Source organism: Bradyrhizobium sp. 76 (genome assembly GCF_023073025.1).
GTDB lineage: Bacteria > Pseudomonadota > Alphaproteobacteria > Rhizobiales > Xanthobacteraceae > Bradyrhizobium.
In genome coordinates this window covers 73,029-92,705 of sequence record NZ_JADPIS010000102.1, presented here as the reverse complement: position 1 = coordinate 92,705, position 19,677 = coordinate 73,029, and the positions used below count along the sequence as shown (strand labels likewise).

General features: G+C 65.9%; 18 protein-coding genes. 10 read left to right on the top strand and 8 right to left on the bottom strand.

Annotated features, from left to right (window positions below; all coding sequences use genetic code 11):
* Positions 1–102: 102 nt before the first annotated feature.
* On the top strand, positions 103–1,971 hold the full coding sequence (locus IVB48_RS24300) for a sigma-54-dependent Fis family transcriptional regulator (RefSeq protein ID WP_247403675.1): 1,869 nt from the start codon (positions 103–105) through the stop codon (positions 1,969–1,971).
* Positions 1,972–2,049: 78 nt separating this feature from the next.
* Here the strand turns inward: IVB48_RS24300 and IVB48_RS24295 are convergent, their stop codons facing one another.
* The gene (locus IVB48_RS24295) at positions 2,050–2,604 is read right to left on the bottom strand and encodes a flavin reductase family protein (protein ID WP_247403672.1); all 555 of its coding nucleotides are present in this window, start codon (positions 2,602–2,604) and stop codon (positions 2,050–2,052) included.
* A gap of 57 nt (positions 2,605–2,661) precedes the next feature.
* Positions 2,662–3,759: an LLM class flavin-dependent oxidoreductase gene (locus tag IVB48_RS24290; RefSeq protein ID WP_007596571.1), complete on the bottom strand. Its 1,098-nt coding sequence runs from the start codon at positions 3,757–3,759 to the stop codon at positions 2,662–2,664.
* 240 nt (positions 3,760–3,999) lie between these two features.
* Between IVB48_RS24290 and IVB48_RS24285 the strand changes: the two genes are divergently transcribed.
* From IVB48_RS24285 to poxB, 3 genes are all read left to right on the top strand, one after another.
* On the top strand, positions 4,000–4,914 hold the full coding sequence (locus IVB48_RS24285; protein WP_247282489.1) for a 2-dehydro-3-deoxygalactonokinase: 915 nt from the start codon (positions 4,000–4,002) through the stop codon (positions 4,912–4,914).
* A gap of 13 nt (positions 4,915–4,927) precedes the next feature.
* The gene (locus IVB48_RS24280) at positions 4,928–5,560 is read left to right on the top strand and encodes a 2-dehydro-3-deoxy-6-phosphogalactonate aldolase (RefSeq protein WP_247403668.1); all 633 of its coding nucleotides are present in this window, start codon (positions 4,928–4,930) and stop codon (positions 5,558–5,560) included.
* Positions 5,561–5,640: 80 nt separating this feature from the next.
* Positions 5,641–7,377 (top strand): ubiquinone-dependent pyruvate dehydrogenase, encoded by a 1,737-nt coding sequence (gene poxB, locus IVB48_RS24275; RefSeq protein ID WP_247403666.1) that lies wholly within the window; start codon positions 5,641–5,643, stop codon positions 7,375–7,377.
* Here poxB and IVB48_RS24270 read toward each other — a convergent pair.
* Complete coding sequence (locus IVB48_RS24270) at positions 7,374–7,739, bottom strand: hypothetical protein (protein WP_027565260.1); 366 nt, start codon at positions 7,737–7,739, stop codon at positions 7,374–7,376. The two genes, poxB and IVB48_RS24270, sit on opposite strands and share 4 nt — an antisense overlap.
* A gap of 67 nt (positions 7,740–7,806) precedes the next feature.
* A complete protein-coding gene (locus IVB48_RS24265) occupies positions 7,807–8,715 on the bottom strand; it encodes a PaaI family thioesterase (RefSeq protein WP_247282486.1) in 909 nt (302 codons plus the stop codon).
* A 142-nt stretch (positions 8,716–8,857) separates the two neighbouring features.
* Between IVB48_RS24265 and IVB48_RS24260 the strand changes: the two genes are divergently transcribed.
* On the top strand, positions 8,858–9,178 hold the full coding sequence (locus IVB48_RS24260) for a hypothetical protein (RefSeq protein ID WP_027565258.1): 321 nt from the start codon (positions 8,858–8,860) through the stop codon (positions 9,176–9,178).
* A 38-nt stretch (positions 9,179–9,216) separates the two neighbouring features.
* On the opposite strand, the gene IVB48_RS24255 is transcribed toward IVB48_RS24260, so the two are convergent.
* Together IVB48_RS24255 and IVB48_RS24250 are read right to left on the bottom strand one after the other, a co-directional pair.
* A complete protein-coding gene (locus IVB48_RS24255; protein WP_247403664.1) occupies positions 9,217–10,686 on the bottom strand; it encodes an amidase in 1,470 nt (489 codons plus the stop codon).
* 125 nt (positions 10,687–10,811) lie between these two features.
* Entirely contained in the window at positions 10,812–11,924 is a 1,113-nt protein-coding gene (locus IVB48_RS24250) for a ring-opening amidohydrolase (RefSeq protein WP_247403661.1), read from the bottom strand.
* A gap of 401 nt (positions 11,925–12,325) precedes the next feature.
* Between IVB48_RS24250 and IVB48_RS24245 the strand changes: the two genes are divergently transcribed.
* The 4 genes from IVB48_RS24245 (at position 12,326) to IVB48_RS24230 (ending at position 17,270) form a co-directional block, all read left to right on the top strand.
* Entirely contained in the window at positions 12,326–14,662 is a 2,337-nt protein-coding gene (locus IVB48_RS24245; RefSeq protein ID WP_247403660.1) for a Tex family protein, read from the top strand.
* A gap of 308 nt (positions 14,663–14,970) precedes the next feature.
* A complete protein-coding gene (locus IVB48_RS24240) occupies positions 14,971–15,420 on the top strand; it encodes a hypothetical protein (protein ID WP_247358050.1) in 450 nt (149 codons plus the stop codon).
* A 97-nt stretch (positions 15,421–15,517) separates the two neighbouring features.
* Positions 15,518–16,210: a response regulator transcription factor gene (locus IVB48_RS24235; RefSeq protein ID WP_007596553.1), complete on the top strand. Its 693-nt coding sequence runs from the start codon at positions 15,518–15,520 to the stop codon at positions 16,208–16,210.
* Positions 16,197–17,270, top strand: coding sequence for a HAMP domain-containing sensor histidine kinase (locus tag IVB48_RS24230; RefSeq protein WP_247403657.1), 1,074 nt, complete (start codon positions 16,197–16,199; stop codon positions 17,268–17,270). Before IVB48_RS24235 ends, IVB48_RS24230 begins: the two co-directional genes overlap by 14 nt.
* Here the strand turns inward: IVB48_RS24230 and IVB48_RS24225 are convergent.
* Together IVB48_RS24225 and IVB48_RS24220 are read right to left on the bottom strand one after the other, a co-directional pair.
* On the bottom strand, positions 17,267–17,638 hold the full coding sequence (locus tag IVB48_RS24225) for a helix-turn-helix transcriptional regulator (RefSeq protein WP_247403653.1): 372 nt from the start codon (positions 17,636–17,638) through the stop codon (positions 17,267–17,269). The two genes, IVB48_RS24230 and IVB48_RS24225, sit on opposite strands and share 4 nt — an antisense overlap.
* Positions 17,635–18,501 (bottom strand): S1C family serine protease, encoded by an 867-nt coding sequence (locus IVB48_RS24220; protein WP_247403651.1) that lies wholly within the window; start codon positions 18,499–18,501, stop codon positions 17,635–17,637. The genes IVB48_RS24225 and IVB48_RS24220 overlap by 4 nt, the downstream gene beginning before the upstream one ends.
* Before the next feature lie 193 nt (positions 18,502–18,694).
* Between IVB48_RS24220 and IVB48_RS24215 the strand changes: the two genes are divergently transcribed.
* On the top strand, positions 18,695–19,660 hold the full coding sequence (locus IVB48_RS24215; protein ID WP_247403649.1) for a VOC family protein: 966 nt from the start codon (positions 18,695–18,697) through the stop codon (positions 19,658–19,660).
* Positions 19,661–19,677 lie beyond the last annotated feature (17 nt).

The following is a 19,677-nucleotide window of genomic DNA, read 5'->3' as shown; positions in this document are numbered from 1 at the left end:
CAGCAATTCCGATTTGCGCTTCGCCGCCTTCCTGGTTCCCGATTGACATCCCCGCCTGCGGTGCCAGACTTTGCACAATAATATAGGGTGGAGACGTCCGCGATGGCCAGCCTTTCGGCCTCGAACCATGTCGCCCGCGTCTTGTCCGTCGCCAATCACGTGGCCGACGTCGATGCCTCTTCGCGCATTGCCAATTCCTGGCGGCGTTGCCTGGTCAGCCACAAGCTCGATCCCGCCCGTCAGGGGCCGCCGCAGACGCTCACCGAAGCCGAGATCCGTCACGTCGCCGAACCGATGGAAGAGACGATCCGGCTCGCAACGCCGGAGCTCGACGACCTCGCCCGGGTGCTGCGCGATGCCGGCTATTGCGTCAATCTGGCAGACGTGAACGCAACCATGCTGTTCAGCCGTCTGCCCGGCGAGGCCGACGCAAGACTGTTCATGGACTGGAAGATCTACACGGGGTCGAATTTTTCCGAGGCTTTTGAAGGCACCAACGGGCTCGGTACCGCGCTCGCCGAGCAGAAGCCGATCCTGGTGCATCGCGACGAGCATTTTCGTGCGCAGTGGCACATGTTCTCCTGCGCCGTGACGCCGCTGTTCGACCAGGCCGGACGGCTCGCAGGCGCCGTGAACATCACCTCCTGCCGCGAGGACCTCGAACGCACCGCGCATCAGCTCGCGCTCGCGGTGACGATGGAGGCGACGCGGCGCATGGAGGGTGCGATCTTCCGCGGTCATTTCCGCAACGCCTGGATCGCAACCGTACCGGGCGATGGCGGCAGCGGCCTGCTCGCCTATGACGACGATCGCCGCATCGTCGGCGCCTGCCGTTCGGCGCGCGCGCTGTTGGGTCTCACCGACGGCTTGATCGCATCCGGCATCGATCTGTCGCGCTACGTCAAGTTCGACCATCCCGCCGCGCGCGACGCGGACGATCTCGTCGAGCTGCGCCGGGCCGATGGCACTCCGTTGGGGCATGGCCATGTCGCGCCGCCGCTGCGAGCGAGGGTCTCGAGCCGTCCGCTCGCGCCGCGCCGCGATGCACAGGTCGATCGCTTCGATGCTCTGCAGCGGCTCGCCGGCCGCGATCCCGGCCTGATCAGGAGCGTGAAGCGACTTAGAAGCATCGGCGATCGCAATCTGCCGGTGCTGCTGCACGGCGAGACCGGCGTCGGCAAGGATGTGTTCGCCCGTGCCATTCACGCAGCCGGCAATCGCGCGCGCCACAACTATGTCGCACTGAACTGCGCGGCGATGCCGGAAAGCCTGATCGATGCCGAGCTGTTCGGTTACGAGGCCGGTGCCTTCACCGGCGCGCGCCGCGACGGCTCGAAGGGTCTGATCGTGCAGGCCGACGGCGGGACGCTGTTCCTCGACGAGATCGGCGACATGCCGATCGCGCTGCAGACGCGGCTGTTGCGCGTGCTGGAGAACCGCGAAGTGTGGCCGCTCGGCGCGCTGAAGCCCGTGCCGGTCGACATTCGCCTGATCAGCGCCACCCATCGCGATCTCGGCCACATGGCCGAGGAGGGCGCCTTCCGCGCCGACCTCTATTTCCGTCTGCGCGGCATGGAGGTGCGGCTGCCGGCCTTGCGCGAGCGTGCGGACAGGGATGACATCGTCCGCCAGATCGCGCGCGAGGAAGCGCCGAACTGCTCCCTCTCGGACGAGGCCTGGGCGCAATTGGCGGCCTATCCCTATCCCGGCAACATGCGCCAGCTCCGACATGTGCTGCGGCTCGCCGGCTGCACGGCGGAGGACGGCGTGATTACCTATGCCGATCTCGATCTGCCCCCGTTTGGCGGAAGGGCGGTGGAAGCGGATCTGGCCGCGGCGGAGCGCGCCACGATCGTGGAGACATTACGCAAGCATGGCGGCCGTGTAACTGAAGCGGCGCGCGCACTGAGACTCAGCCGGGCCACGCTGTATCGTAAGATCAAGCTGTTGAAGATCGAGACGACGCAGTAGTCCTCAACTGCGTGCGGCGCACATTCGTCCTTCTCCCGCAAGAGGAGAAGGACGAGCGCACCATCAACGCCGCCGCTCCTACGAAAAATCGCTCCAGCTCAGATGTCGTGAGTCGAGATCGCCGACGGTTACGGTGCCGCGGATTTCGTGAGGGACGTGGAAGCTGCTGCGCAGATACACCAGCGGCGCCGCGCCGTCGGAATGCGATGCGCCGCGCACCTCGCCGACGAAGATCGAATGCGTCGTCGTCTCGAATTCCTGCGCCAGCACGCAGTCGAATGCGGCGACCGCGTCGCTCAGCACCGGCGCGCCGGTCACCCCGCGCGTCCACTCCCCGAACGCAAAACGGTCGTCGCCATTGACGCCCTTCTGGCCGCTGAAGGTGAGCGCGAGGAGAGCGTGGTCCTCATGCAGGAAGTTGATCGCGAACGCGCCTTCCTCGCGGATACGCGCGTGCGCACTGGCGTTGCGGTTGACGCAGACGATCAGGGCTGGCGGTGAGTCCGACAGTGAGCAGGCCGAGGTGACCGTCAGCCCCGTGCGCTTACCGTGCTCGGCACCGACCGTCACCAGCGCCACGGCGCCCGCGCACTGGCGCATCGCCTGCTTGAATTCCTTTGCGTCCACCGTCACGCGGAAATCTCCGAAATGGATGCGGGTGCGGCACGATCGCGCCGCACCCGCGTCGGGTCAAGCCGCCTTCTGCGCGGAGCCGAGATGCTTCAGGCGCGGCATCACCTCGTTCCTCAGCAGCGACAGCGAGTGATGCCAGGCTTCCGCCTTGTGCTTGTAGTCGAAGCCGAACACCAGCAGCACGCCGAAGCCACCGACCTCCTCGTAGATCTTCTCGATTTTCTCGGCGACGGTCGCGGGCGAGCCGACGATCCAGTTCCGCTTGGCGCAATATTCGACGGTGACATCGCTATCGGGCACGTCGGGCGCGTGCTTCAAATAGTCCTTGAACCCGAAATGCCCGAGCAGCGGCAGGAAGTACTCGCCCATCATCCGGCCCATCATGTCGCCGGTCGAGAGCCTCCACGCTTCCTCGTCGGTATCGGCGACGAACACCTCGCGCACCAGCCGCCAATCCGCGCGGTCCGGCTTGCGTCCGGTCTTGGCGGCACCTGCTACGACCGAATCCCAATGACTGCCGACATAGGCGGGGTTCAGGTTGAGGCTCATCGGGATGAAGCCGCGCTCGCCGGCGAGCTTCAGCGTGTCCGAATTCTTCGAGAGTCCGGCGACGCCGATCGGCGGATGCGGCGTCTGCAACGGCTTGATGTGCGGCTTGAGGAAGTCGAACATCGTGTCCGGCTTGGTCACCGTCCAGAACTTGCCCTTGTAGGTCCAGGGCGCGGGATCGCTCCACATCTTCAGAATGATCTCCAGCGCCTCGCGCGTCATGTCGCGGTTCTGTCCGCTCATGCCGTCGACGTTGAACATGGCCCAGTCGCTTGGCAGGCCGCTGGCCGCAACTCCGAAATTGAGTCGTCCCCCGGAGAGGTGATCGAGCATCGCGACGCGGTTGGCGAGCTCGGCCGGGTGGTGATAGGGCAGCAGGAAGCCGCCCGGTCCGATGCGGATATTCTTGGTCTGCATCAGCGCCTGTGCGATCAGCAGATCCGGCGTGGGATTGGGTTCCCAGGGCGCGGTGTGGTGCTCACCGACCCAGGCCTCCTGATAGCCGAGCTCGTCGAGCCAGCGCATGACCTGCAGGTCCCAGTCGTTCCCTTCCTTCAGGCCGCACTCCGGCGGGTGCGAAGGCATCGTGAAATAACCGATCTCCATGGGTTTCCTCATCTGATGTTGACGCGTCTTGTTGCGCGGTTCACGGACGTGAGCGGGAACGCTTTAGCAAGCGGTGTGCCACCTCTTCGCAAGCGGTGTGCCACCGCGAACGGCGCCCCAGACCCGCGAAAAAAGGCTGGTTTGCGGCAGCAATAGCCGATATCCCGGGGCAGATTTGCGGGGCCCCGTCTCATTGTCGCGAGACGGCGTCTCGGCGGTGAGACGAGGATACGCGTTGAGATGACCGAACCTGCCTATGTCGCGGTGGACTGGGGCACCAGCAGCTTCCGGCTCTGGCTGATCGACCGCGCCGGCGAGGTGCTCGCTGAGCGCCGCAGCGACGAGGGCATGCTGGTGGCCGCGAAGGCCGGCTTTGCCGCCGTGCTGCAATCGCATCTCGCGGCAGTCGAGGCGCCCAATCATCTGCCTGTCCTCGTCTGCGGCATGGCCGGCGCGCGTACCGGCTGGATCGAGGCCGGTTATGTCGATACGCCCGCGCCACTCTCCGCTGTTCTGAAGCAGGCGGCGCGCGTGTCCGGCGAAGCGCGCGACATCCGCATCCTGCCGGGTATCGCGCAGCGCGATGCAAAAGCACCGGACGTGATGCGCGGCGAGGAGACGCAGCTGCTCGGTGCGCTCGGGCTTGATGCCGCCGGTGAAGCGCTGGTCTGCATGCCCGGCACGCATTCGAAATGGGTGCGCCTGAAGGACGATACGGTCGCGCATTTCTCTACCTTTATCACCGGCGAGCTCTTCAGCGTGGTGTCGCGCGAGACGATTTTGTCGCTTGCGGTCGCGGGCGCCGAAGACGCCGAGGATGTCACGAGCTTCCAGGCTGCGGTGAAGGCCGCGTACGAAGCACCGGCCTTCGCCGCCAATTTTCTGTTCGGCGCGCGGTCGCGTCAGCTCCTGTTCGGGGGCACACCGGCCGCGGCGCGCGAAACGCTGTCAGGCACGTTGATCGGCGTCGAACTGGCGGCAGGGCTCTCCGGCGCGATGCCGAAAGCTGGAATCACGCTGATTGCCTCGGGGCGGCTCGCAATGCTGTACAGGCTGGCTTTCGACGCGCTGTCGGTCACCGTGAAGCCGGTCGATGCCGATGAAGCCGTCCGCCGCGGTCTGTCGATGGCGGCTGGCGCGATCTGGACGAAATGAGAGGATAGTCGAGATGAGTGTTCCCTTTCCGGCGATGAAACGGCCACTGGTCGCGATCCTGCGCGGCATCAAGTCGGAGGAAGCCGAGGCCATCGTCGGCGTGCTGATCGAGGCCGGCATGACCGCGATCGAAATCCCGTTAAACTCGCCCGATCCGTTCCGCTCAATCGCCATCGCCGTCAAGCTCGCGCCGGCCGGCGTGCTGATCGGCGCCGGCACGGTGCTGACCACAGCGGATGTCGATCGGCTCAACGATGTCGGCGGCAAGCTGATGGTGTCGCCGAATGTCGATACACAGGTGCTCACGCGTGCGCACCAATACGCCATGATCACGCTACCGGGCGTGTTCTCGCCGACCGAGGCGCTGCTGGCCGCGCGCTCCGGCGCCTCTGGCCTGAAGTTCTTTCCGGCCAGCGTGCTCGGCGCGTCCGGCATCGCCGCGATCCGTGCCGTGCTGCCGGCCGGCGTGATGATCGCCGCCGTCGGCGGCGTCTCCGACCAGAATTTCGCGGAGTATATCAAGGGCGGCGTCACCGCGTTCGGGCTCGGCTCCAGCCTCTACAAGCCCGGCATGACGGCAACGGACGTTGCCGCTCGCGCAAAATTGACGATCGCGGCCTACGATCGGGCGATTGCGAAAGACTGAAGCAGCAATAAACAAGCCGTGATGCCGTCACTGTTGCGCGTTATCCTATCTTGTCGCAGAAGCGAGATCAGGAGACCGACATGGCAATCAACAACGTGGCCGATCTGTTCGTGGCAACGCTCGAACAGGCTGGCGTCAAGCGCATCTACGGCATCGTCGGCGACAGCCTGAATGCGTTGACCGAAGCGCTGCGGCGGCGCGGCACGATCGAATGGATCCATGTCCGGCACGAGGAGGTCGCGGCCTTCGCCGCTGCCGGGGAAGCGGAGATGACGGGCAGCCTTGCGGTATGCGCGGGCTCGTGTGGTCCGGGCAATCTGCATCTGATCAACGGCCTGTTCGACGCCCATCGCAGCCGCGTTCCCGTGCTGGCGATCGCCGCGCAAATCCCGACGGCCGAGATCGGCAGCGGCTATTTCCAGGAGACGCATCCGCAAAACCTGTTCCGTGAGTGCAGCCATTATTGCGAGCTGGTCTCCGATCCGAGCCAGCTGCCCTATGTGCTGGAAAACGCGATCCGCGCGGCGGTCGGCATGCGCGGCGTTGCCGTCGTCGCCATGCCCGGCGACGTCGCCTTCCGCAGCCCACCCAAGCGCGCGCTGTCGACGGCGCGTGGCCTTGCACTGTCGGCGCCGAAGGTCGTGCCGCAGGCCGATGAGTTGAAGGCGCTCGCAGACCTCTTGAACGGCGCCGAGCGCATCACCTTGTTCTGCGGCCGCGGGTGCGCCGGCGCGCATGCGCCGTTGATGCAACTCGCGGAAGCCTTGAAGAGCCCGATCGTGCATGCGCTCGGCGGCAAGGAGCACGTCGAATACGACAATCCCTACGACGTCGGCATGACCGGCTTCATCGGCTTCTCCTCCGGCTATGCCGCCATGCACGCCTGCGACGCGCTGGTGATGCTCGGCACTGATTTTCCCTACAAGCAGTTCTTCCCGACTGATGCGAAGGTCGCCCAGATCGACATCCGCCCGGAGAATCTCGGTCGTCGCTGCAAGATCGATCTCGGCCTCGTCGGCGACGTCAAGCTCGCCATCGAGGCGCTGCTGCCGCTGCTCAAGGCCAAGACGCAGCGCAGGCATCTCGACGATGCGATCGCGCACTACAAGAAAGCGCGCGAGGGCCTGGACTCGCTCGCGAGGGGCACGCCGGGCAGCAAACCGATCCATCCGCAATATCTCGCCAAGGTCATCAGCGACCACGCCTCTGATGATGCCGTGTTCACCGCCGATGTCGGTACGCCGACGGTGTGGGCCGCGCGCTATCTCGAGATGAACGGCCGCCGGCGGCTGATCGGCTCGTTCGTGCACGGCTCGATGGCCAATGCCATGCCACAGGCGATCGGCGCGCAGGCCGCGCAGTCCGGCCGCCAGGTGATTTCGCTCTCCGGCGACGGCGGCTTCACCATGCTGATGGGCGATCTGATCACGCTGACGCAGATGAAGCTGCCGGTGAAGGTGGTCATCTTCAACAACGGCGTGCTCGGCTTCGTCGCACTGGAGATGAAGGCGGCCGGTTTCGTCGACACCAATGTCGATCTGGAGAATCCGGACTTCGCGGCAATGGCGCGCGCCATGGGCATCTTCGCAAGGCGCGTCGAGGATCCCGGCGAGCTCCCGGGCGCGATGAAGGAGATGCTGGCCCACAACGGACCGGCGCTGCTCGACGTGGTCACCGCCAAGCAGGAGCTGTCGATGCCGCCGACCATCACGCCCGAACAGATCAAGGGCTTCAGCCTCTGGGTCTTGCGCGCCGTGATGAACGGCCGCGGCGACGAGGTCGTCGATCTCGCCAAGACCAATTTGCTGCCGCGCTAACCCCGCTTGACCGACGGCACGGGCAGCCGCTCATGGCGGCGCTGGAAGCGTTGCCAGTGCAGCACGATGCCGATCAGCAGCGCCGGTACGAAGCCGAGCGCGATCAGGAAATGCGGCAGCTGCGCCGGGGAGATGAACGCGATGCCGATGTCGGAGATCAGCCACAGCGCGGCGAACATCACCGCGAAATCGGTGCGCGGGCAGCGCAGATAGTAGAACACGGCGGTGATGACGACGGCGGGTCCGATGGCGATGCCGATCATCACCGTCGTCAGCTCCTTCGGAGTCAGCGCGTCGAGCACCATCGCTGCCAGCAGCCAGAGCGCGGCGAACATGGCGACGATGTCGAGCGGATGCCGCAACCCAATACCTCTCGCGGGAACATGCTATCGTTGTGGCCCAGACCCTGGCCGTCAAGGGAAAATGCGCCTATTCCTCGTCGTTTCCGGGCGTCGGCCGCAGCATGAAATGGCCGAAGGCGGTGGCGATCGGCTTGTTCGCATCATCCTGCCAGGCCCGCGCCTCGAAGGCGACGATGCGCCGGCCCTGCTTCACGATCGAGACGTTGGCGAAGGTGTCGAGCGCGCGGCCCGAGCGCAGATAGTTGACGGTCAGTCCGATCGGCTTGGGCAGCGCGGCTGCGCCGAGTTCGCGCGCCACTCCGAAGATCGCGGTGGTCTCGAGGAAGGCGCCGGTCATGCCGCCATGGATCGCAGGCAGGATCGGGTTGCCGATGATCTTTGGCGAGAACGGCATCGTCAGTGTGTCGTCGTCGTTGACGCGAATGCCGAGGCAGCGCGCGAACGGGCTGTTGGCGAACGGGCCGTCCGGATCGTCCGGCGCCTCCAGCGTCGGGATGTTGCGGGAGTCCATCCTGCGGTCTGCGAGCATGTTGGTGCGGTTGGCACCGATCATGAAGCAGGCGGTGGCGGTCGCGACCGGATCGTCCTCGGAGTCCTGATAGGCGGTCGAGCGCACGAAGGCGATCGAACGCGTGGTGCGGTAGCAGACCGAATGCGCCTTGATGTCGAGGCCCGGCGTCGCCGGCTTCTGATAGTCGATGCGCAGATCGAGCGTCGCGATCGCGCTCGTGCCGTCGAGCGCAAGTTGCACCGCCATGCCGCAGCTCTCGTCCAGCATCGCGGTGACGACGCCGCCATGCAGCACGCCGGTCTCGGTATCGCCGACGAACACGGGCCGGTAGGGCAGGCTGGACCAGGCCTCGCGAGGCGCGAAGCGGTCGAGTTGGAGCCCGCTGATCTGGCCGTAATCGGAGCGGCGACCCTTGATCGCCTCGGCGAGGTCCTCGAACGAAAGTGTGGTCGGTGAGCTGGACATGAGGACGTTCTAGACCAGTGGCGGGCGCGGCGCAAAAGATGCGCGTCCCACGGCAGGTGCCGGGGCGGTTTGGCCTCGACAGGGCGGGCCGAAGCAACGATGGTGGGCGCCTCGTTCGTTCGACTAGCCGCAAGGAGTGCCCATGGCCGATCCCGAAACGCCCGCCACCAGCCAGGGGCCCGTCATTATTTCGACCTCGAGCTCGGAGCGGGCGCCGATCATCTATTTCGACGGTGCATCCTGCTTCGGCCACCACAACGGCGCGATCCAGATCGAGCTTGCGGCCAATTTGTTGATGCCGGTCGGCGCCGCCGTCAGGGTCGACGTCGTTCAGACCGCGCATCTGCGTTGCAGCGTGGCCGCCGCGCTGGCGCTGCGCGAAGCGCTCGAAAAGGCGCTGGCAATGTACCAGCAGGGCCAGCAGCAGCCCCGGCCGGAGGAAATTCCCTCGGTGAAGAACTGAGGCAGTTAGCGGATCGCAAGTTAATGCGATCAACTCACTCAGCTCACATGCACCTTCGGCTTCCTGCCGTCGTTCCACTTGCCGTCGAGCGCGCGCTCGATCTGGGCGGCGAGTTGCAGCAGCAGGCCGTCATTGGCCTGTTTCGCAATCGCCTGGATGCCGAGCGGCAGGCCGTGGTTCTGCGTGGCCATCGGCATCGAGATCGCCGGCATGCCGCAGAGATTGGCGAGTGGCGTGAAGGCGAAGAAGCGCCAGAGATTGCCGAACCAGTCGAGCACGTCAGGATTGTCGGAGATGGTGAGATACTCCCGGGTGCCCACCTTCGGCGTCGGCAGCGCAGTGATCGGGGTCAGGATCACGTCCCACTGCTCGAAGAAAGCGCCGAAGGCGCGCGAGGTCGTGTTGAACACGCCTTGCATCTTCGCCCGCTCGGCGAAGCTCGTATGCCGGCCGGCTTCCCAGATCCTGATATTCATCGGCTCGATGAGGTCTTCCGGCGGCCGTTCCAGTCCGCGCGCGGCGAGCATGTTCGAGATCACCACCGCAAAATTCGAGATGTAGCAGGTGGTCTGCGCCTCGAACGCGGCGCGGAAGTCGAGCTCGGGCAGGGCGTAGTCGACGTGATGGCCGAGGCCTTCGAGGAAGCGGCCGGCCTTCGCCAGCTCGGCGGCGATCTCTGGCGTCGCGGTGTAGTCGCCCCAGCTGTGCGACAGCGCGATGCGAAGCTTTGACGGATCGCGCTTGATCATCTCGGAATAGGGCTGCGCCGTGGTCCAGAACGGCATGAACTCGCCCGGCGCCGCTCCCCTTGCATGATCGACGAAGGCGGCGGTGTCGCGCACCGAGCGTGACTGGCAGCCCTGGATCGAGACCAGGCCGGTGAGATCGGACATGTGCGGTGCGAGCGAGAATACGCCGCGCGAGACTTTCAGGCCGATATTGCCGTTGACGCCGGCGGGAATGCGGATCGAGCCGCCGCCGTCGGTCGCATGTGCGATCGGCACCACGCCGGCCGCGACCATCGCGGCGCTGCCGGCCGACGAGCCGCAGGTGGTGTAGTCGGTATCCCAGGGATTGCGCGTGACATAGGCGGCCGGATTGTCGGCCGAGCTGCAGACGCCGAATTCCGGCGTCGTGGTGCGTCCGATCAGGTTCAGTCCGGCCTGGCGGAATTTGCCGGTCAGGAACGTGTCTGCGCCGGCGCGATTGCCGCGCATCAGCAGCGAGCCCATCTCCTGGAGCCGGCCCTTCATGGTCGGGCCGAGGTCCTTCATCAGGAAGGGCAGGCCTGCGAACGGGCCAGCGAGATTGGCGCCGTCCTTGGCCGGATCGGCGATCACGTCATCGAACAGCTCGACCACGCCCGACAGTGCCGGATTGACCTTGGCAACGCCCGCGGCGGCCTGGCGCGCCAATTCCTTTGCCGTGAGCTCGCCCTTGCGGACGCGCGCCGCCAGCCCCACGCCATCGTGCTGCGCCCATTCGTTCCAGCTCATCGGGAAAGTCATGCGATCCAAACCTCTTCGTGCGGCGCCATCTTAGTTTCGCACGGAAACACTTTAATCAACTGAGGCGGCGCGAAGGGCAGGGTTGCGCCGGATGGAGAGGTAATCCCGCATTGCATGCGCGCGCATCAATTCGAGAGCTTTGCGATCACCGCGACCGGCCCGCCGCCGGCGGGGCCCTGATGCTCGGCGCCGCCGGAGACATAGACTGCCCCGGTGCCGGCAAGGCCGGCAATCAACCCGCCAACGGCAGCCCGGGCGTGGCGCGTCGAGCTGATATCGGTATCTTCCAGCATGGTGTGGCGGAAGCCGCGCACGCTGCCGTCAGGCGAGGCCTCGGCCTTGGCGAAAATGTTGACGAACTCGCGGCCGGTCGTCGTCTGCGGCGCGGCACGGAGCCCAACGCTCTCCAGCGCCGCGAGCACGGCGGCAGCGTCGATCGCATCGCTCATCACGGCATGTCCGATCTCGAATTCGCTCGTCGAGGACATCGAATTGCCGAGCACGATGACGACGTTGTGCATCAGCTCGATTCCGGATGAGGTCGAGGCGACGTTCGAGAACAGATCGTAGCGTCGCAGCATGTCTTCGTCGCGTATGTCGGTTGCGATCTCGCCGAGCGCGACCGCAACGCCGAGCGCGGAGGCGCCACGCGAATAGGCCATCGAACTGTAGGCGCTGGTCGTCGCCGTCTTGTGGCCGCGCGCGTTCGCCGCCGCGACGCGCTCACTGGTGAGCAGCGGGCACTTGATCTGCACGAAGTGGACGTCGGCGGGATCGGCGATGCCGGCATCCGCCATCGCCGCCTTCACGGCCTCGGCTGTCTCCGTGATCTGAGCGGAGCGCCCGAGCTCTTCAGGGAGAAAATCCCGCGTCTGCGCCATGCCGATGCTCAGGCGCTTGCCGGAGATGCCTGCCGGGCGCTGCGGGACTTCCCTGCGCGTGAACACTGTAATGTGCGGGCTGAGCACGCCCTCGGTGCCGCCGGACATCACGAAAGCAATGCGTTGCTCGACCTCCTGCGGCGACAGCCCGAGCCGTGGCGCCAGCGCCGTGCACAGCGCGGCAACGGCATATTCCCGGGTAAAGTCGTTGACGCCGCCATTGCCTTCGGTCTTGCCGAGGATCGCCAGAATGGATGCCGGATCGATCGCGCCGGAGCCGATCATGCTGATCAATCCGGAGACGTCGCCAGGGCCTTTGGTGGCGATTCTAATGACGCCGACCGACGTGGTACGCATTATAGCCCTCACATGGGGTTCAGGAGCCCGGCGGACAAAACAGCCGTTGAACGAGGGTGTCTGTCAAGGTGTCAAGGCAATCCCCATCGTCGTCCTGGCGAACGCCAGGATCCACTACCCCAGGGGTGAGTTTGGCGAAGGCTCGTCGTCCGGTACGCCTGCCGCCCACAATCGATGAATCACGCGGTATGGGCCCTGGCTTTCGCCAGGGCGACGACGGAGTATGTGCGCCGTCTGCGTCGCACCCACGATTGTGGCGAGATCGCATCGCTTCGACAAAAAATCCCTTGTCGACGGTCGTCCGCTGCACCTTGATGAATCAACCCCGATTGGTCCATAAGCGGCGTCCCGCAGCCGGTGGTTCGCCTCCGCGATGCGTGCTTGGATAGAGGGGTTCTCGCGTGGCAAATATCAACCAGAAAATTGCGCAGGAGCTTGGGGTTCGGGCGGAGCAGGTCGAGGCGACAGTGGCGCTGCTCGACGGCGGCGCCACGGTTCCCTTCATCGCCCGCTACCGCAAGGAAGCGACCGGTGCGCTCGACGACGCGCAATTGCGCACGCTGGAGGAGCGCCTGGGCTACCTGCGCGAGCTCGAGGACCGCCGCAAGGCCATCCTCGAATCGGTCCGCGAGCAGGGCAAGCTCGATGCCGCGCTGGAAGCCTCCATTCTCGCCGCCGACAGCAAGGCGCGCCTCGAAGATATCTATCTGCCCTTCAAGCCGAAGCGCCGCACCAAGGCGGAGATCGCCAAGGAAGCCGGCCTCGAGCCGCTCGCCAATCAGCTCATGGCCGAGCCCACCAACGATCCGAAGCTCGTCGCCGAAGCCTTCGTCAATGCAGAGAAGGGCGTTGCGGATGCCGCTGCGGCACTCGACGGCGCCCGCGCCATCCTGGTCGAGCGTTTCGACGAAGACGCCGATTTGATCGGCGCGCTTCGCGAGGAGGTGTGGACCAATGCGCGCATGGCATCCAAGGTACGCGACGGCAAGAAGACCGAGGGCGAAAAGTTTGCCGACTATTTCGAGTTCTCCGAGCCGCTGACGAAGCTGCCCTCGCACCGTATCCTCGCGATGTTCCGCGGGGAGAAGGAAGAGATCCTCGATCTCCAGATCCAGGCCGAGACCGAAGCATCGCCGCCGGGCGTGCCGAGTGTCTATGAGCTGAAGATCATGAAGCGGTTCGGCATCGCCGACCTCAAGCGCGCCGGCGACCGCTGGATGATCGATACCGTGCGCTGGGCCTGGCGCACCAAGATCCAGGTGCATCTCAACATCGACCTGCGCATGCGGCTGTGGAATGCCGCCGAGACCGAGGCCGTGCGCGTGTTCGCGTCCAATTTGCGCGACTTGCTGCTCGCGGCGCCAGCCGGCACCCGCGTCACCATGGGCCTCGATCCCGGCTTCCGCACCGGCGTCAAGGTCGCCGTCACCGACGCGACCGGCAAGGTGGTGGATACCGCCGTGATCTATCCGCACGAGCCGCAGCGGCAGTGGAACGAGGCGCTTGCGATCCTTGGCAAGCTCGCGCTGAAACATCGCGTCGAGCTGATCGCGATCGGCAACGGCACCGCCTCGCGCGAGACCGACAAGCTCGCGGCCGACCTCGTCAAGGGCCTGCCCGACTTGAAGATGACCAAGATCGTGGTGTCGGAAGCCGGCGCGTCGGTTTATTCAGCCTCCGCTTTTGCCTCGGAGGAATTGCCTGATCTCGACGTCACCTTGCGCGGCGCGGTGTCGATCGCGCGGCGGCTTCAGGATCCGCTCGCCGAGCTGGTCAAGATCGAGCCCAAGGCGATCGGCGTCGGCCAGTACCAGCACGACCTCGGCCAGGCCAAGCTCGCCAAATCGCTCGACGCCGTGGTCGAAGACTGCGTGAACGCAGTCGGCGTCGACGTCAACACCGCGTCCGCTCCGCTGCTCGCGCGCGTATCGGGTGTCGGCTCCGGCCTCGCCTCGAGCATCGTGGCACACCGCGACGCCAACGGGCCGTTCAAGTCGCGCAAGGCGCTGAAGGACGTGCCGCGGCTCGGCCCCAAGGCGTTCGAGCAGTGCGCGGGCTTCCTGCGCATCCTCGGCGGCGAGGATCCGCTCGACGCCTCCGGCGTGCATCCGGAAGCCTATCCGGTGGTGCGCCGGATTCTCAGCGCCACCAAGAGCGACATCAAGGCGCTGATCGGCAGCAGCGACATCGTTCGCACGCTGAAGCCGAAAGACTTCGTGGACGAGACGTTTGGTCTGCCGACCGTCACCGACATCCTGCGCGAGCTCGAGAAGCCCGGCCGCGACCCGCGTCCGGCATTCAAGGCCGCTGTGTTCATGGATGGCGTCGAGGAGATCAAGCACCTCAAGAAGGGCATGATCCTCGAGGGCACCGTGACCAACGTCGCCGCGTTCGGCGCCTTCGTGGACATCGGCGTGCACCAGGACGGCCTGGTGCACATTTCGGCGATGTCCAGGACCTACATCAAGGATCCGCGCGAGGTGGTGAAGCCCGGCGACATCGTCAAGGTGAAGGTGCTGGACTTCGAGGTCGCGCGCAAGCGCATCTCGCTGACACTGCGCCTCGACGACGAGGTCGGCGCCAAGAAGGACGCCCCCGGCATGCAGCGGGACAACAGCCCACGCAACCCCTCCCGCATGACGTCGTCGGCCCCGCGCCAGCAGGAATCTTCCGGCGGCGGCGCCCTCGCCGAAGCGCTGCGCCGCGCAGCCGAGAAGAACGGCGGCAAGCGGGCGTAGCTTCTAACCTCTCCCCGCTCTTCTGCGGGGAGAGATCGGAGCGTCTCCGTGCGTTGAGCTGCTCGATGTATTAAGAGTTCTATCCGCGTCGTCATTGCGAGCGCAGCGAAGCAATCCAGAATCGTTCCACAGCGGGACTCTGGATTGCTCGCAAGGGTTCCTCGCAATGACAAGGAGAGAGCGGGTCCACTCCCTAACACCGGCGTCAGAATCTGGCGCGTTTGTAAGTTGAAGGCGCCTGTCCCTTGCTCTCATCTGATCCTTCTCGCGCGGTAGAAATATCGCCGCGCAGCACGGAGGATGCTTCGATGGACAACAGGCTTCTCAAAGGCCTCACCGCGGTGACGATCGCAGCGGTGATGGCGCTCGCTTCACCGGTGCTCGCCAGAGGTGGCGGTGGTGGCGGACATGGCGGCTTCGGCGGTGGCGGACATTTCGGCGGTGGTGGGCATTTCGGTGGCGGTATGCACGCCGGTGGCTTCGGCGGCATGCATGTGGGCGGCATGGGCGGTGCGCGCTTTGCCCATGTTGGCGGAGCAGGCTTCGGTGGACCGCGCTTTGCGCATGGCGCGATCGGACCACGTTTTGCCGGTGCCGGCTGGCACGGCCACCATGCCTTCCACCACCATCACTTCCGTCGTTTCGCCGTCTTCGGTGCGCCCTATTACTATGCCGGCTACAATGACGGCTGTTGGCGCAGGAGCTTGACGCCGTATGGGTGGCAATGGGTCAATGTGTGCGGAGACAGTTGGTACTAGCATCGCCGTACCGCACCATTGTCGCGATCGTCATCGGGCGGTTCCGCTCAGCCCCGGAACGGGATAGTCTGGTGGCGATCGTCGCGCGGAGTTTGTCATGTCCGGAGGTCACCGCCGCATTCTGGTCGTCGAGGACGATGCGGAAACCGCAGGCCAACTCGTCGAGGAGCTGACGATTTCTGGCTACGACGTCGATCTCGCCGCCACGGGGCGCGAAGCCCTCAGCCACGGCGCCGCGCGCGACTATGCCGTGATCACCATCGACCGCATGCTGCCCGACATCGACGGCATCAGCGTGATGCGCCAGTTGCGCGACGACGGCATCGCCGCGCCGTTCCTGATCATTTCCGCACTTGGCGAGGTCGACGATCGCGTGCGGGGCTTGCGCGCCGGCGGCGACGATTATCTCGTCAAGCCGTTCTCCTTCACCGAATTGCTGGCGCGGCTGGAGGCACTCGGCCGGCGCAGCGACACCGTTGCCAAGGAGACGATCCTGCGGGTCGGCGATCTCGCCATCGATCTGATCGCGCGGAGCGCGAGCCGCCGCGGCCGGAAGATTCCGCTGTTGCCGCGGGAATTCCAGCTGCTCGAATATCTCGTCCGCAACGAGGGCCGCGTCGTCTCGCGTGCGATGCTGCTCCAGCATGTCTGGGATCTGCACTTCGATCCCTCCACCAACATCATCGACGTCTATGTCGGTCGCGTCCGCCGCAAGGTCGATGATGCCCAGGCCTATCCACTGATCCACACCATCCGCGGCATCGGATATTGTCTCCGTGCTCCTGGCTAAAACGCTCCGCTCCTCGACCTTCCGCCTGGCGCTGATCGCGATCGCGGCGTTCGGGCTGATCGTCGCGGCGATCATGGCCTATGTCTATTTCGGCACGATCGCCTATGTGCAGAACCGTGTCGGCGATGCCGGCGATCACAGCGGCTTCACCGCGATGATCGAGCTCGCAATGGTCGCTGTCGCGGTGCTGATGCTGGTGCTCGCGGGGCTCGCCGCGGTGCTGGTGACGCGCCGCACGGTCGGGCGAATCGAGGAGATCAACGCCACCAGCCGCGCCATCATGATGTCCGGCCTCGACCAACGCATTCCCTTGCGCGGCAGTCACGACGAGTGGGACCGTGTCGCCGAAAACCTCAACCAGATGCTCGACCGCATCGAGACCTTGATGGGCGAGGTCAAGCAGGTCAGCGACAACGTTGCCCATGATTTGCGCACGCCGCTGACGCGCATGCGCGGCCGGCTGGAGAAGGCCTATCACGCCCCGCGCAATGGCGAGGCCGACGCGGTCTTGATCGGCGACACCATCGCCGATCTCGACGCCGTGCTCGGCATGTTCGCCTCCATCACCCGCATCTCGGAGATCGAGACCCGCGCCCGCCGCAGCGCGTTTCGCACCCTCAATCTCGCCGAAATCGCCGGCGAGGTCGTCGAGCTCTACGATGCCGCCGCCGAACAGGTCGCGACGCGGCTCAGCCTGGGCGGCGACCGCGAGGTGGCGATTATTGGCGATCGCGACCTGCTGTTCGACGCCGTCGCCAATCTCGTCGATAACGCGATCAAGCACGGCTGCAAGGGCGGGCAGGTGACCGTCACCTGCCGCAGTACCAACGAGGGGGCAGTGATCGCGATCGTCGACGACGGTCCGGGCATTCCGGCGGATCAGCGCGATCACGTGTTCAAGCGCTTCTACCGGCTCGAGCAGAGCCGCTACACCCCGGGTAACGGCCTCGGCTTAAGCCTGGTCGCCGCGGTCGCTCGCCTCCATGGCGCCGAGATTGCCCTGCACGACAACGCGCCGGGCCTGTCGGTCCAGCTCAGCTTCCCGCCGCACCCGCCCTAGAGCTCGATCACGCCGCGGCGTGCCGCATGTGCCACCGCATCGGTGCGGCCGGTGGCATCCAGCTTGTCGAGCAGCGAGCCGACATGGAATTTCACCGTGTGGACAGAAATGCCGAGCTGACGCGCGATCATCTTGTTGGAGCCACCCTCCGCCATCAACGCCAGCACATCGAGCTCGCGCTGTGTCAGCGCGATGTCCTCAGGCATGATGCGCGGATCGCGCGTGACGATCGCCGCTGCGGCCTTCTCGCCGGGTTCGGCGAGGCGAAGCCCGGCGATATTGCCGAGCAGAGCAGCCAGGCGATCGGCGAGAGCGGGATCGTCGATGTCCAAAGCCAACACGATCTCGGGCGCGATGTCCTCGCTCACGCCGCCGGCCTCTCGCCGATCGTAACCTTGAAGCTGACCAGCTCGCCGCCCCGGCGCGCCGCGATATCGACCACCGCGCCCACGCTCGCCGGACCCAGCGTCCGCGACAGCGCGCGTACGCCGGACAGCTTCTGGTCGTTGACGGCGACGATGACGTCGCCCTGGCGGATGCCGGCCGCGGCCGAAGGGCCGGCCTTGTCGACATTCATCACCATCGCGCCGACGCCGTCGTCGAGCCGGACCGGCTGCAGCCCGAGGCCGAGATATCCGCGTGCGATACGGCCGCGGGCCTCTAACTGGGCCGCGACCCGCTCGATCGTCGCCGTAGGGATCACCAGCACACGTCTCGGGCCGAGCACGGCCATGCCGAAGGCTTCGCCCGATGCATCGAGCGCGAGGCCGCCCTGCTGGCTGGAGCGCAAGCGGACGTCGAGCTCGATCCGCGCATCGATGTCGCCGCCGCGCAAGGAGCGCCAGCTCTTGCCGGATAGCGAAACCATGCCCAGCGCGGCGCTCGGGGCATCGCGGTTGGTGGCGACGACGACCGACAACGCGCCGAGGGGCGGGACAATTGTGGCCAGCTTGACCGGGGTCAGCGCCGTATCGACGCGCAGCAGGGCGATATCCGTCGTATGGTCGCGGCCTGCAATCGTGGCGGCTGCGGTGCTGCCGTCGGGGAGGCCGATCTCGACGTCTCCCTCGTCGGCCAGCGCCTCGTCGGCGGTGACGATCAGGCCGGGTTTCCAGACGAAGCCGGTGGCGCGGGAGCGATGCGAATGGACGGCGACGACGGACGGCGCGGTGCGCGCCACGACGTCCGCGAGCGCGGACGACAGCGAGGTCAGGGGAGTTGAGGCGGTCATGGCAGGCTCCTGTAAGCTGACCTCAATCTGGGATGTCGCGGGCGATCGCGTAACTGGCCGCTTGGCCAGGAAATGAGCAGGGAAGCTGGTCTGTAAGACCACCGCCGACGAACATGTGATTGGGAGCCGCTCACGGGAACGTGTAGCAATCGCGAAATTGCGCCGTCTTCACGATTTTCAGCGAGCCTGACCGATGACCATCGACCTCACCCGCCGCACCCTGCTCGAACTTGCCGGCGCCGCCTCGCTGGCAATGGCGGCGGCGGGCGCGGCGCGCGCCGAGGGCGCACCACAGGGCGGTGGGCCGACCTATGCCAGCCGCACGCCGATGCGGGTCGGGATGGTGACGCTCCGCGTGAAAAATCTCGACAAGGTTGCGGACTACTACCGCGACGTCATCGGGCTCACCGTGATGGAACGCTCGGCAACTGCCGCAAGGCTCGGCACGGCCGGCATCACGCTACTGGTGCTGGAGGCCCGTCCTGATGCCGAGATCGAACCACGCAACGCCGCCGGCCTCTACCACACCGCCTTCCTGATGCCGACCCGCAAGGACCTGGCGCGCTGGCTGGTGGCAGCCGCTTCGCATCGCGTGCCGCTTTCGGGCTTCGCCGATCACCTCGTCAGCGAATCCGTCTATCTCGACGATCCCGAAGGCAACGGCATCGAGGTCTATGCCGACCGCGATCCCTCGCAATGGCAGTGGAGCGAGGGCAGCGTGAAGATGGCGGCCGACGAGCTCAACATTCCCGACCTGCTGTCGCTGACCAATACGCGCGTGGCCGATTATGCCAGGGCACCGGACGGTCTGCGCATCGGCCACATGCATCTGCGCGTCGGCGATCTCGCGCAGGCCGAGCTCTTCTATCACGGTGCCATCGGCCTGGACCCGACCCGCAGCCGCAACGGTGCCGCGTTCCTGTCGTCGGGCCGCTACCACCATCACCTCGGCATGAACGTCTGGCAGAGCCAGGGTGCCAGCCAACGCGACGATCAGGCAACAGGGCTCGCCTGGTTCTCGCTGGTGACGGAGAAGCCGGACCTGCTTGCCGCGCAGGACGAGCGCCTGCGCAAGGGCGGTGCGAAAGTCACGGCGCTGGCCAATGGCGTGGAGGCGATCGATCCCTGGGGCACGCGGGTGCGGCTGATCAGGGTTTGATCGCCTGCGCCGGCGTT